This window comes from Maribacter aquimarinus (assembly GCF_047345505.1).
Lineage (GTDB): Bacteria > Bacteroidota > Bacteroidia > Flavobacteriales > Flavobacteriaceae > Maribacter.
In genome coordinates, this window is sequence record NZ_JBLFEO010000002.1 from 301,760 (window position 1) to 314,607 (window position 12,848).

The 12,848-nt window shown below is 51.4% G+C and carries 12 protein-coding genes; 4 read left to right on the forward strand and 8 right to left on the reverse strand.

All coding sequences use genetic code 11. From position 1 onward, the window contains the following. Positions 1 to 54: 54 nt before the first annotated feature. Positions 55 to 1,008: a carbohydrate kinase family protein gene (locus tag ACKWCC_RS02715; protein WP_413994358.1), complete on the reverse strand. Its 954-nt coding sequence runs from the start codon at positions 1,006 to 1,008 to the stop codon at positions 55 to 57. Between the two features lie 163 nt (positions 1,009 to 1,171). Here ACKWCC_RS02715 and ACKWCC_RS02720 point away from each other — a divergent pair, with 163 nt between their 5' ends. The 4 genes from ACKWCC_RS02720 to ACKWCC_RS02735 all read left to right on the forward strand — a co-directional run bounded on the left by ACKWCC_RS02720 (position 1,172) and on the right by ACKWCC_RS02735 (position 5,577). Beyond that, the gene (locus tag ACKWCC_RS02720; RefSeq protein ID WP_413994359.1) at positions 1,172 to 2,299 is read left to right on the forward strand and encodes an SPFH domain-containing protein; all 1,128 of its coding nucleotides are present in this window, start codon (positions 1,172 to 1,174) and stop codon (positions 2,297 to 2,299) included. A 50-nt stretch (positions 2,300 to 2,349) separates the two neighbouring features. Then, positions 2,350 to 3,432 carry a TFIIB-type zinc ribbon-containing protein gene (locus ACKWCC_RS02725; protein ID WP_413994360.1) on the forward strand — a complete coding sequence of 361 codons (1,083 nt, stop codon included), beginning with the start codon at positions 2,350 to 2,352 and terminating at the stop codon, positions 3,430 to 3,432. Continuing rightward, entirely contained in the window at positions 3,429 to 4,166 is a 738-nt protein-coding gene (locus ACKWCC_RS02730) for a metallophosphoesterase (RefSeq protein WP_413994361.1), read from the forward strand. The genes ACKWCC_RS02725 and ACKWCC_RS02730 overlap by 4 nt, the downstream gene beginning before the upstream one ends. Before the next feature lie 412 nt (positions 4,167 to 4,578). Continuing rightward, entirely contained in the window at positions 4,579 to 5,577 is a 999-nt protein-coding gene (locus ACKWCC_RS02735) for an acyl-ACP desaturase (RefSeq protein ID WP_413994362.1), read from the forward strand. A gap of 457 nt (positions 5,578 to 6,034) precedes the next feature. Here the strand turns inward: ACKWCC_RS02735 and ACKWCC_RS02740 are convergent, their stop codons facing one another. From ACKWCC_RS02740 to ACKWCC_RS02770, 7 genes are all read right to left on the reverse strand, one after another. Then, positions 6,035 to 6,637, reverse strand: coding sequence for a hypothetical protein (locus ACKWCC_RS02740; protein WP_413994363.1), 603 nt, complete (start codon positions 6,635 to 6,637; stop codon positions 6,035 to 6,037). Between the two features lie 32 nt (positions 6,638 to 6,669). Beyond that, positions 6,670 to 7,077 carry an OmpA family protein gene (locus ACKWCC_RS02745; protein ID WP_413994364.1) on the reverse strand — a complete coding sequence of 136 codons (408 nt, stop codon included), beginning with the start codon at positions 7,075 to 7,077 and terminating at the stop codon, positions 6,670 to 6,672. A gap of 273 nt (positions 7,078 to 7,350) precedes the next feature. Beyond that, the gene (locus ACKWCC_RS02750; protein ID WP_413994363.1) at positions 7,351 to 7,953 is read right to left on the reverse strand and encodes a hypothetical protein; all 603 of its coding nucleotides are present in this window, start codon (positions 7,951 to 7,953) and stop codon (positions 7,351 to 7,353) included. Positions 7,954 to 7,985: 32 nt separating this feature from the next. Continuing rightward, on the reverse strand, positions 7,986 to 8,897 hold the full coding sequence (locus tag ACKWCC_RS02755) for an OmpA family protein (RefSeq protein WP_413994365.1): 912 nt from the start codon (positions 8,895 to 8,897) through the stop codon (positions 7,986 to 7,988). Between the two features lie 653 nt (positions 8,898 to 9,550). Beyond that, positions 9,551 to 11,104, reverse strand: coding sequence for an L-piperidine-6-carboxylate dehydrogenase (gene amaB / locus ACKWCC_RS02760; RefSeq protein ID WP_413994366.1), 1,554 nt, complete (start codon positions 11,102 to 11,104; stop codon positions 9,551 to 9,553). A gap of 125 nt (positions 11,105 to 11,229) precedes the next feature. After that, entirely contained in the window at positions 11,230 to 11,775 is a 546-nt protein-coding gene (locus tag ACKWCC_RS02765) for a 3-hydroxyanthranilate 3,4-dioxygenase (RefSeq protein ID WP_413994367.1), read from the reverse strand. 275 nt (positions 11,776 to 12,050) lie between these two features. Continuing rightward, entirely contained in the window at positions 12,051 to 12,542 is a 492-nt protein-coding gene (locus tag ACKWCC_RS02770) for a CAP domain-containing protein (RefSeq protein ID WP_413994368.1), read from the reverse strand. Positions 12,543 to 12,848: the final 306 nt, after the last annotated feature.

Here is a 12,848-nt window from a genome sequence, read left to right on the forward strand (position 1 = left end):
CATACTGTTGGCAATCCACTAAAAATACAACCGAAAAAAGGGTTTTCCAGTGCATTAAGATACCTCGTTGAGCTGTTGTGGGGTGGGCAAGGAGGCAATGGCCCCAAAATTGGTGGTGGTAATGGCGCCGGCCCTGTTGGCCCTGGCCACCGCTTGGGTGAGGAAGTCGCCCTGCCGGGCAATGTCCAAAAGGGAATCTTGATCGGCCAGTTGCTTTAGGAGACAACCCATAAAGGCGTCTCCCGCTCCGGTGGTGTCCACCGTGTTCACCTTTATGCTGGGCACGGTCACGGATATGTTTTGCGTGCTGAGCAGGGTGCCCTGTTCCCCAAGGGTTATGACCACGATTTCCGTGCCCAATTCGTGGAAAAAGGCACAAGCATCCTTGAGGTCTTCCTTTCCTGAGAGCAATTTGGCCTCCTCCAGGCTAAACTTGCTCAAGTGGCATTTTTCCAGAAAAGGCATGCACTTCTTTTTAAAGCTGTCCTCACGTTTTTTCCAAAGGTCTGCCCGGTAGTTGGGGTCAAAGCTCAAAAAGGCCTTATGGGTGAGGGCATCAAAGAGATAGCGGTTGTAGGCATCTTCCAAATGGCCCCCGAGCATGGCCGTTGCCGCCCCAAAATGGACCATATTGTGCTCAAAATGGGACTTCACCTTGGGGTCATAGGCGTACTCCCTGTCCGCGCCACGGCTAAAAACAAAATCGCGCTCCCCATTTTTATCGAGCGAGACAAAGGCCAGGGTGGTAAAGGTATTGTCCGTTTGTTGGGCCAATTCAAGGGCCACCCGTTCCGTTTTTAGCACATTGAAGAGGTAGTGGCCAAAAGGGTCCTTGCCCACGGCGCCCAGGAAATGGGCCCTACCTCCCAATTTGGCTATGGCGCAGGCCACATTGGCCGGTGCACCCCCCGCTTTTTTGGTAAAGGTCTTGGCCTTGGAGAGGTCCCCTCCCTGGTTTTCGGCCACAAAATCGATCAGCACTTCCCCTATGCAGAACACTTTTTTCATATTGTTGGTATCGGTCTCCAAAAATAGCCAGAAAAAGAGGATGGGCCCACCACTGTGACCTAAAAAGCCGCTGTAAGGAGCGGGCCGGCAGCAGACACCGCAAAATCATTTGTCCGTATGCCACAAATCCGTATCTTTTGCCTGAGAAAAAAATAAACAGCCCATGAGCCTTTTCGACGAAATCAAAAAGAAACTGAGCCACGAATTCATTGACATCATTGAATGGTTGGACACTGGAAATGATACCCTGGTGCACCGTTTTGAACGCTACCAGAACGAGATCAAGAACAACGCACAGCTCATTGTGCGGGAGGGGCAGACCGCCGTTTTCATCAACGAAGGGCAGTTGGCCGATGTCTTTGGCCCGGGCACCTATACCCTAAATACCCAAAACCTGCCCATTTTAACCACATTAAAAGGTTGGAAATACGGTTTTGACAGTCCGTTCAAGGCCGAGGTCTATTTTGTGAACACCCGCCTGTTCACCGATGAGAAGTGGGGCACCAAAAACCCTTTTATTCTCAGTGACGATCGTTTTGGCCTGGTGGAGATACGGGCATTTGGAACCTATAGCTTCCGAATAGAGGATGCCGGAAAATTTGTTTTGGATGTGGTGGGCACCGATGGCAACTTCACCAATTATGAAGTCAACGAACACTTAAAGAGTCTCATCGTTACCCGGTTCACGGACACCATCGGGGAGGCCAATTTGCCCATAGAGCTCTATGCCGCCAACGCCACGGAGCTATCGGAGACCTGCCAAGAGGTGATGCGGCCAGAGTTTGGACGCCTGGGCATAGGTCTTGAAAAGTTCTACATTGAGAACGTCTCCATGCCCGAAGAGCTCAAAAAAGAAATCTTTGAATACAGCCGCCTGGATAAGTTGGACATGACCAAACTTTCCCAGTTCAAGGCCGCCAAGGCGATGGAGGCAGCGGCCAAAAACGAAGGGGGCACCGCCGGTGCCGGAATGGGCATGGGCATGGGTTTTGTGCTGGCCCAACAAATGGGGGGCATGATGGGCCAAGCGGCACAACCGCTCACCGCCTCCCCGGTGGCGCCCGTACCGCCGCCCATGCCGGCACAGGTCACCTATTTTTATGCGGTAAACGGCCAACAATTGGGCCCGGTGCCCTTGGATCGGTTAAAGGAGCTGTTTGCGGCAAGGACCATCAACAGGGATTCCCTGGTGTGGAAACAGGGAATGGACAATTGGGCCGCCCTTAAGGATGTGGAAGAACTGAAGGCCTTTCTCGGTGGCAACACCCCACCGCCACTGCCCACAACATAGAAAGGGACCTCGCCGCCGGGCGTACCTTTTTCCGGGTGCCAAACAAGAGCATGGACCAAATTCAACGATCGGAACATAAAAAAGGATGTGCCAACTGCGGTGCGGAACTACGGTACAAGCCGGGTTCCCAGCAGTTGCATTGCGATTATTGCGGTTACGAGGAATTCATTGAGGCCGCCAAAAGCAGTTTTGAGGAGCTGGAACTGCAGCACTACCTTAAGATTGTGGGCAACAATGCCCACGCCCAGACCATACAGCTGCTGCATTGCAAGAACTGTGGGGCCAACCAGCACGTGGAGGAACACTACAAATCCCTGAAATGTGTCTATTGCAGCGAACCGCTCATTCTAGAGGACATGGAACGCGAGGGTTGGATCTTGCCCACGGCCCTGGTGCCCTTTCAGTTGGATCTGAAGGAGGCCCGTGCCATTTTCCGAAAATGGGTAAACGGCCTTTGGTGGGCCCCGGACAAACTGAAGAAAGCGGCACTGGACCCCGAAGGCCTGCACGGACTGTACCTGCCCTATTGGACCTTCGACGCCCACCTCAGGGCACACTACCGGGGCCAGCGGGGCGATCATTATTATGAGAGGCAGACCTACCGCACCAAACAGGGCCGGCAGACCCGGCAAGTGAGAAAGACCAGGTGGCGCCACGTTTCTGGCACCGTGAGCGGCCTGTTGGACGATATCCTCATCGTGGCCTCCCAGGAAAAGGGGAGGCAGCTGCCCGCAAAAATCGCCTTTTGGAACCTGAAGGAACTGGTGGCCTTCAACTCCAAATACCTTTCCGGATTTGTGACGGAAAAATATACGGTCTCCCTAAAGGAAGGGCACCACCGCTCCTTTCAGCAGGCCAAAAGAATGGCCAACACCTGGATCAGAAGGGACATTGGCGGAGACGCCCAGCGCATTCACCAAACGGACATTGCCCTGAGCAACGAGACCTTTAAACACATCTTGCTCCCCGTGTACATCAGTGCTTACCGTTACAATGGAAAAAATTACCACTTTTACATCAATGGGCAAACGGGCACGGTAACCGGTGGCAGGCCCTATTCCTTCTGGAAAATATTCTTTTTGGTGCTTTTTGTCCTTGTGGTCATTGCGCTAATTGCGATTTTTGCACCATGAAGTTAGGCAGAACATTGGTGATCGGGGACATACATTCCGGGCTAAAGGCCCTTAAACAACTACTGCAAAGGGCGGATGCCCAACAGGACGATACCCTGATCTTTTTGGGCGATTATGTGGACGGATGGAGCGATGCCGTGCCCACGGTCAATTTTTTATTGGACCTAAAGGAGCAATATCATTGCGTTTTTCTCAGGGGAAACCATGACGAGCTATGCTATGACTGGCTCAAAAAAGGAAAGGACAACCCCTTATGGTACGTCCACGGGGGTTCGGCCACCGTGGCCTCCTACAAAAACGCTTCCAAGGAAACAAAACGGGCGCACATGGCGTTTTACGAACAATTGCGGGACTACTACCTGGATCAGGAAGACAGATTGTTTCTGCATGCCGGTTTCACCAATTTAAAAGGTGTGGATTTTGAGTACGATGCCAAGACCTTCTATTGGGACCGTACCCTTTGGGAGTTGGCCCTTTCCCTGGACCCCAGGCTAAAAAGGGAAGACATGCACTATCCCAAAAGGCTCACCCATTACCGGGAAATCTACATTGGCCATACCCCCGTTACCCGTATGGGCCATACCACCCCACAGCGGGCGGTGAACGTGTGGAACGTGGATACGGGGGCCGCCTTCAAGGGGCCTTTGACGGCAATGGACATCAACACCAAGACATATTGGCAGAGCGACCCGGTACATTTGCTCTACCCGGGCGAAACCGGCAGAAACGGCTAAGGTGGCGGCCCATTGCCACATCTGAAAAAGAGTTTCTGGCCAAACACGCCCTCATGGAACGATGTCCTTGGTCTGTTTTAGTTGGATGGATAACCAAATGCCCAAACGAAACAGTGCCTTGCACGGTCACCGTGGCCATAAGTTCAACTTCTTGGGGAATAAATTGGGGAAAGCGGCCATTGACGGTCAAGTTTAAGCATTTTACAACAGTTTAAATGGGGGTTTTTACCGAAATTTGAAAAAACAATATGGAAGTCAGTGGATAAATGCCCATTAATTGAACAAGGTAGTTATCCCATTATCGTATAAATGAAGATTTTTACCGTTGTCAGTTCGGGCAACCGGCTGACATTTTTGGCCTAAATTGGATTTAAAATACGCAACTAACCACTGACTTTTAAAACAATGATTTATGGTGGAAAAAAACATACGTTTGGAAGTGATGCAGGCCCTGGAGCCCAAAGTGGAGGGTTATATGGATTCTTTTTTGATTCCCATTGAAGACATCTGGCAACCCACCGACTTCCTGCCCGATTCCGACTCCGAGAGCTTTTTGAACGATATTGAACAGCTGCGTGAGGAATCCAAGGAACTGGGTTATGATTTTTGGGTCACCATGGTGGCAGACACCATTACCGAGGAGGCCCTGCCCACCTATGAGTCCTGGCTCATGGACGTGGTGGGCATTGACCAGCACGGCGATCACAAGACCAATGGTTGGGCCAAATGGGTGCGTGCCTGGACGGCCGAGGAAAACCGTCACGGCGATGTCCTGAACAAATACCTTTACCTTTCCGGAAGGGTGAACATGCGCGAGGTGGAGATCACCACCCAACACCTCATCGCAGATGGTTTTGACATTGGTACGGATCGGGACCCCTACAAGAATTTTGTGTACACTTCCTTTCAGGAACTGGCCACCAACATTTCCCATAAACGGGTGGGGCAAATGGCCAAAAAGAAGGGCAATGCCCTTTTGGGCAAGATGTGCACCATCATTGCCGGGGACGAAATGCGCCACCATCTGGCCTACAGGGAGTTTGTGAAGACCATTTTTGGGGAAGACCCCTCTGGCATGATGCTGGCCTTCGCCGATATGATGAAGAAAAAGATCGTGATGCCCGCCCATTTTCTCCGTGAGAGCGGGGGCAGCATAGGCACGGCTTTTGAAAACTTTTCCAATTGTGCCCAACGCCTGGGCGTGTACACGGCCCAGGACTATGTGGACATCCTTAGAAAGCTCAACAGTTATTGGGAACTGGAAACCGTACGCTCCCTCAACGAGGAGGCCGAAAAGGCGCGCGACTATCTTTTAAAGTTGCCCGCGCGGTTGGAGCGCATCGCGGAGCGTATGAAATTCCCAGAAGACCAATACCATTTTAAATGGGTGGAGGCCAACGGCACCCTATAGCTTCAACCTGGTGTTAGGTGAAGCCAAATTCGCCGTATGATCCAAGGCTTCATTTGCGGCATCTTGTCGTTAAAAATAATTCCGTAGCTGCTGCTATGCCTTGCCTTTGCAGCATCTCGTCCATAGCACTTGCTATGTCGTGCCTAAATCTGCCAAAGAATCCACTCCCGCACCTGCGGGAGCCCTATACGCCAATTCAGCTTTAACTCAACCCTAGATCATTGCATCAAAAATGCCATGACGTTGGCAAATCCCTGCATAATGGATCCTTGCGATGCGTTTCGCCCCATGGCGACGCCAAAATCGCAATAATTTTGGTTTAATTTGGGGTTGCGCCCTCATTTGGAAGGTCTCATACATTGTCCCTTGCGAAGAGCCTTGTCCTCATCGAACCTTATGGAATAAAAAAACCCGATCCAATATGGATCGGGTTTTTTGGTCACGGTTGGGTCGGTTATTATAATTTACCGTGCTTATGTTCTTCCTGCCACTTTACAAGTTCCTTCCACTTGCCTTCGTAGCACATTTTTGCCTGTAAGGGCCATGAAGCCGGATCATGGATTTGGTAGCGCTTGCCACCGCCGTCCAAGACTTTTTGGCAATCTGCCACGCTGGCCTCGGAGAGGGCCTTCCATGTTTTGATGCCCGCGTTCTTGAACATGCTCTCAATTTTGGGTCCAATGCCCTCCACCACTTTAAGGTCGTCCTGCTTTACGGTGGCTCCGAAGGCGGCCTTGGCGGCGGCACCGTCAAAAGGAATGCTGCTCACGGCCGCACCCGCGGCAAAGGAAGCTGCGGTAGCCCCCAGGTTGGTGCTTGCCGGGGCAGAGACCCTTTTGTTGCACGCATCCAAATCTGCCTGTAGCTTGGCGTTCTTGCCTTCCAGCCCGCGCAGGTCTGCTTGTAGCTTGGCGTTTTTGTCCTCAAGGGCCTTCAAGGATGCACTGTTGTCAATGACGGTTTCCCCGCGATTACCCAAGAGGTAGCCCAAAATTCCGCAGATTACGCCAACCAATAGGGGAATGAGCCAGCACCAGATGTTCATATTTTCAAAATTCATGTGTTATCTTCTTTAATGGTTAATTGATTGTTTTATTTTAGGGTCACCACGGTCCTTCTGTTCTTGGTGCGACCTTCTTCGGTGGCATTGCTTGCCGTGGGTTCCGTTTGTCCTTTTGAACTGGTGTTGATCTTGGATGCGGGAATGCCATTCTTCATCAGGTAGTCATTGGCAAAGTTGGCCCGGTTCATGCCCAGTCGAAGATTGGTGGCCGCTTGCCCGGTATTGTCCGTATGGCCCACGACCTCGACACTGGCATCGGGCACCTTGTCCAGGTACCTGGAAATGTCCGCCACTTTTTGCCGTTGTTCCGCAGTAAGGGAAATGGAAGCCTGTGCGGTATCGAAGTAGAGTACCAGGGGATCGGCCTTTATTCTTTCATAAAGCGCCTTGATGTCCGCCGCATCGGCATCGGTGGCCTCAGCGATGCCATAGGCCACCGGTACGCCAATTCAGCTTTAACTCAACCCTAGATCATTGCATCAAAAATGCCATGACGTTGGCAAATCCCTGCATAATGGATCCTTGCGATGCGTTTCGCCCCATGGCGACGCCAAAATCGCAATAATTTTGGTTTAATTTGGGGTTGCGCCCTCATTTGGAAGGTCTCATACATTGTCCCTTGCGAAGAGCCTTGTCCTCATCGAACCTTATGGAATAAAAAAACCCGATCCAATATGGATCGGGTTTTTTGGTCACGGTTGGGTCGGTTATTATAATTTACCGTGCTTATGTTCTTCCTGCCACTTTACAAGTTCCTTCCACTTGCCTTCGTAGCACATTTTTGCCTGTAAGGGCCATGAAGCCGGATCATGGATTTGGTAGCGCTTGCCACCGCCGTCCAAGACTTTTTGGCAATCTGCCACGCTGGCCTCGGAGAGGGCCTTCCATGTTTTGATGCCCGCGTTCTTGAACATGCTCTCAATTTTGGGTCCAATGCCCTCCACCACTTTAAGGTCGTCCTGCTTTACGGTGGCTCCGAAGGCGGCCTTGGCGGCGGCACCGTCAAAAGGAATGCTGCTCACGGCCGCACCCGCGGCAAAGGAAGCTGCGGTAGCCCCCAGGTTGGTGCTTGCCGGGGCAGAGACCCTTTTGTTGCACGCATCCAAATCTGCCTGTAGCTTGGCGTTCTTGCCTTCCAGCCCGCGCAGGTCTGCTTGTAGCTTGGCGTTTTTGTCCTCAAGGGCCTTCAAGGATGCACTGTTGTCAATGACGGTTTCCCCGCGATTACCCAAGAGGTAGCCCAAAATTCCGCAGATTACGCCAACCAATAGGGGAATGAGCCAGCACCAGATGTTCATATTTTCAAAATTCATGTGTTATCTTCTTTAATGGTTAATTGATTGTTTTATTTTAGGGTCACCACGGTCCTTCTGTTCTTGGTGCGACCTTCTTCGGTGGCATTGCTTGCCGTGGGTTCCGTTTGTCCTTTTGAACTGGTGTTGATCTTGGATGCGGGAATGCCATTCTTCATCAGGTAGTCATTGGCAAAGTTGGCCCGGTTCATGCCCAGTCGAAGATTGGTGGCCGCTTGCCCGGTATTGTCCGTATGGCCCACGACCTCGACACTGGCATCGGGCACCTTGTCCAGGTACCTGGAAATGTCCGCCACTTTTTGCCGTTGTTCCGCAGTAAGGGAAATGGAAGCCTGTGCGGTATCGAAGTAGAGTACCAGGGGATCGGCCTTTATTCTTTCATAAAGCGCCTTGATGTCCGCCGCATCGGCATCGGTGGCCTCAGCGATGCCATAGGCCACCGGCCCCAGGAACGTACCATCTTTGTCCACCATATCATCCATCAATTTGCCCATGGTGTTCATTTGGGCAGGGTCAAGGCCTTGGGAGGCCAGATGGTTCTTTACGGCATTGGCCCTGGCCAGTCCCAAATTGGGGTAGGCAGAAGGGTTTTCCTCGGCGGCCGTGTAATATCCGGTTATGTTCAAGGCCTTATTGGGATTGGCTTCCATAAAGGCCTGGACATCCGCAATGCGGCCCGCCACTTTTTCGGAAAGCGGCATCAAGATATCATAAGAGGACATCTTAAAGTTATAGTTGTCGTTTTCATCCACCGAAAAGATACCGTCGCCAAAGGCGAAGGGATAAGAGGTGGGCTCTGGGGTTGCCGGGACAACGGCTTGTGCCGGAGGTTCCGGTTCCTGTTGGGCCGTGGCCCCGCATTCACTGCACAGGGTAATGAAGAAGTAAGTACCTACCAATATGGTGAGCAGCATGAGCAGCAGGTACGTTAAAGTTTTTGTCATAATGGTATCGTGTTTAACAATTGGAGCACAATGTATTAAAAAATTCTTAAAAAAAAGAGGTTCTTTAAGGGTTAGTTGTTGGTAACCAGCGATTATGGCGGAACCAACCATACAAACGCAGTGCAAATCCGGACATTTTAACCCAGATTATGCAGTAGACTTTCGTGTTGAGGGTGTAAAGCCCAATAAAATCAAAACTTTTGCGATTGAGGCGCCCGCCTGAATGACTCAGTCGGGCAGGCCCGCCCGAACGTATCGTTCGGTACGGGCGGGTAGCCATCGCTACGGTGAGTGAGCAAAAGTCAGTGCAACGATTGATTTTGAAGGGATTTACAGCCGTAATACCTGCCCGTTCCTTTCAGGCGGGGAATTTCCATTGCTTAATCTGGGTTTAACCGGTTCCGGGCACGATCTTGCTTTTTGGTGCAGGCTTACATCCAGACCGGGGTCACGGGATGGCACCGGAAGCGATGCCGCCGTTAGGTTTGGTTCCGTGGTGGGCTTGGCCCGGCTTTTTGGAATCTGGCGTTCCTTTGTGGCTTGCAAGGAACTCGATGTTTTTTGGTCGTGACTGGTTTTTCAAGTATGTCCGGCGCACAAAAAAACCGTTATGCGGCCATAACGGTTTTGTGTCAAAGGAAAAGGATCGTTTGCTATAGATCGAACTTAATGCCCTGGGCCAAGGGCAGGTCTGTGGTATAGTTGATGGTGTTGGTCTGTCTGCGCATATAGATTTTCCAAGCATCCGAACCGCTTTCGCGGCCACCGCCGGTCTCTTTTTCCCCGCCAAAAGCCCCACCAATTTCGGCGCCAGATGTACCGATGTTCACATTGGCAATGCCGCAATCGCTGCCATTGGCCGAAAGGAACTGCTCCGCTTCGCGCAGGTTGTTGGTCATGATGGCAGAGGACAGTCCCTGTACCACGCCGTTCTGCATTGCAATCGCATTTTTCAGGTCTCCGGAATACTTTAATAGATACAGGACCGGGGCAAAGGTTTCGTGCTGCACGATCTCAAAGTCATTCTTGGCCTCTGCAATGGCCGGCTTTACGTAGCAACCGCTCTCGTAGCCCTCGCCTTTGAGCACCCCACCATCAACCAAAATGGTGCCACCTTCGGCCACTACTTTTTTTAGGGCATTGGAGTAGTTTGCCACGGCATCGGCATCAATGAGGGGACCTACATGGTTGTTCTCGTCCAAGGGGTTGCCTATGCGCAGTTGTTGGTACGCGGCCACCAGCGCCTCTTTTACCTGGTCATAAATGCTGTCATGCACAATCAGTCTTCGGGTAGAGGTGCAACGTTGTCCCGCCGTGCCCACAGCGCCAAAAACGGCGCCGATAATGGTCATTTTAATATCTGCGTCCGGCGTAACGATAATGGCATTGTTTCCGCCCAGTTCCAAGAGTGATTTTCCCAGTCTTGCGGCCACGGCCTGGGCCACGATCTTGCCCATACGGATGGATCCGGTGGCCGATACCAGCGGAATGCGTTGGTCCTGCGTCATCATTTCGCCCACGGTATAATCCCCGTTGATAAGACAGGAAATTCCCTCGGGCAGGTCGTTGTCCTTTAGCACGCCGGCAATGATGTTTTGGCAGGCAATGCCGCACAAGGGTGTTTTCTCGGATGGCTTCCAGATACAGACATCGCCACAAATCCAGGCCAAGGCCGTGTTCCAGGCCCATACCGCCACGGGAAAGTTAAAGGCAGAGATGATGCCCACTATGCCCAAGGGGTGGTACTGCTCGTACATGCGGTGTCCGGGCCGTTCCGAGTGCATGGTAAGCCCGTGCAGTTGCCGGGAGAGGCCCACGGCAAAATCACAGATGTCTATCATTTCCTGTACCTCGCCCAAGCCTTCTTGGTAACTTTTGCCCATTTCGTAAGACACCAATTTCCCCAAGGGTTCCTTGAGCTCCCTGAGCTTGTTGCCAAATTGGCGCACCACTTCCCCTCGGAGCGGTGCGGGCTTTTGTCTCCACTCCAGAAAAGCCTTGCCCGCGGCCTGCATGACCTGGTCATAGTCTGCAGCACTTGTCCCGGTCACCTTTCCGATCAGTGCCCCGTCCACGGGGGAATATGAGCTTATGACCGTTCCGGAGGCAAAGAATTGGGAGCCGGTGGAGGTGCCTGGGTTTTTGTCCTGTATGCCCAAGGTCTTCAGCGCTTCATGTATTCCGAATGTACTTGCTGTATTTGTCATTTCTTAACTTTTTTTACCAGAATTGTTATATTTTTCCAAAAATACAAAGAAAGATCGAGCTTGGTGCGGGAGGGCCCCCTTGGAGCACTACGGAATGGGAAAGGGTCAATGGACGGTTACCACGATCATTCGTTCTCCGGCGCCATAAAACGCTCGTCCACGGGCATCACCGTCTGGCATTTGTCACAGGTGCGCAGCTGTTCCGAGCTGTAAAAATGCCTAAAGTGCCCCAAGAAGTCTTTCTCAATGTCGTTCAAGGTAAAATAGGCCTCGTAAAGCTTGTGGTTGCAGTTGTCGCAGAACCACAGCAGGCCATCGTCCACTTGCATGTGCGCCCGCTTTCGCTCAATGACCAGCCCTAGGGAGCCCGGGTGCCTTACCGGCGAGTGCGGCACCTTGGCGGGATGTAGATACATGTCTCCCGGGCCCAAGGTCATTGTTTTCTTTTCCCCATCTTCTTGGATATGGACCTCTATCTGTCCTTCCAACTGGTAAAACAGTTCTTCCGTTTCGTTGTAGTGGTAGTCCTTTCTGGCGTTGGGGCCGGCAACGATCATCACAATATAGTCGCCCGATTCCTTGTAAAGGTTTTTGTTGCCCACCGGAGGTTTCAAGTCATCACGGTTCTCCGTGATCCACTGTTGCAGATTAAAGGGCGCTTTGATCTCCATGTTCCGAAATTTTTAAAAGAAACAAGTGTTTTTTATGGCTCGGGAAGTATCAAAAGTAGTATAAATAAATGGGATTTTGGGTTCCGGGCCTCCATTTGAAATACAGAACCATTTTGCGGCGGTGTGGGTCGGGGACCATTTTTTACCACCTATTACAGAATCGGACCATGACCATAAATTAGATGTGCGGGAACGGGTGCTATGGAAATTTCCATTTTATTTCCAATTGGCCACACAACCTTCTTTAAAGGTATGCCCAAACCGCTCCGGGAACATCATTTGAAGAACAATTGTGTAAAGTAAAGATCGCCGTTGACGTTTGGGGTGATTTTTACGGCAGAGTGGGTAAAGTCGCCAAGCATGTTGTCCCTATGGCCCGGACTTTGTGCCCAGGAATTGAAGGCTTTTTCAATGGTGGTATGATCCTTGGAAACATTTTCGGCCACTTCCACGGCGCCGGTGCGCTTGGCAACTTGGTTTGCCCGCTCGGGGAATTGGGCATGGCTAAGGGCGCCTTCTGCAATCATGTAACGGTTGTGTTCCCCGGCAAAGTAATAGGTGGTGCTGTCAAATATGAGTTCTTGCAGGCCCTGGGACTCCCTATGGGAGTTTATCAAGTCAAAAAGTGCTTGCTCAAGTTCATTGTGGCGATGCGAGGATACCTCAAACAAAAAAGTTGTGGGTGGGTCAAAATGCTCCACTTCCGCCTTTTGGCAAGCTTGGAACAAGAAAAGAATGAGAAAAAGCCTTAGGATATTTTTAAGCACTATTTGGGGGATTTTGGTAATGCACGATGACAAAGGTAAGCTGCCCAAGGGGTAGGCAAGTAAAGTTTTCTGTGGATGGGCTCCAAAACTCGACCATCTGGCAAATAGGCCAAATAACAGGGTGATCGGCAAGATGCATTCACCTTTGGTCTAAGGTAGGGCTTGCTGATTTTCGCAAGGATTATAAACTTTAGGCCGCTACGATTCGGGGCGCATTTCGGCCACCATTTCCGATCGGTGCAAAAACCTTGCTTAAGAGCCCCTTTATGACGCCAGGGTACGTACCACAACGGAACACTTTCTTGA

Bases quoted from the DNA above. Each gene is read 5' to 3' on its own strand.
- ACKWCC_RS02715 (WP_413994358.1), bottom strand. From the start codon at position 1,008: ATGAAAAAAGTGTTCTGCATAGGGGAAGTGCTGATCGATTTTGTGGCC.
- ACKWCC_RS02720 (WP_413994359.1), top strand. From the start codon at position 1,172: ATGAGCCTTTTCGACGAAATCAAAAAGAAACTGAGCCACGAATTCATT.
- ACKWCC_RS02725 (WP_413994360.1), top strand. From the start codon at position 2,350: ATGGACCAAATTCAACGATCGGAACATAAAAAAGGATGTGCCAACTGC.
- ACKWCC_RS02730 (WP_413994361.1), top strand. From the start codon at position 3,429: ATGAAGTTAGGCAGAACATTGGTGATCGGGGACATACATTCCGGGCTA.
- ACKWCC_RS02735 (WP_413994362.1), top strand. From the start codon at position 4,579: ATGGTGGAAAAAAACATACGTTTGGAAGTGATGCAGGCCCTGGAGCCC.
- ACKWCC_RS02740 (WP_413994363.1), bottom strand. From the start codon at position 6,637: ATGAATTTTGAAAATATGAACATCTGGTGCTGGCTCATTCCCCTATTG.
- ACKWCC_RS02750 (WP_413994363.1), bottom strand. From the start codon at position 7,953: ATGAATTTTGAAAATATGAACATCTGGTGCTGGCTCATTCCCCTATTG.
- ACKWCC_RS02755 (WP_413994365.1), bottom strand. From the start codon at position 8,897: ATGACAAAAACTTTAACGTACCTGCTGCTCATGCTGCTCACCATATTG.
- amaB (WP_413994366.1), bottom strand. From the start codon at position 11,104: ATGACAAATACAGCAAGTACATTCGGAATACATGAAGCGCTGAAGACC.
- ACKWCC_RS02765 (WP_413994367.1), bottom strand. From the start codon at position 11,775: ATGGAGATCAAAGCGCCCTTTAATCTGCAACAGTGGATCACGGAGAAC.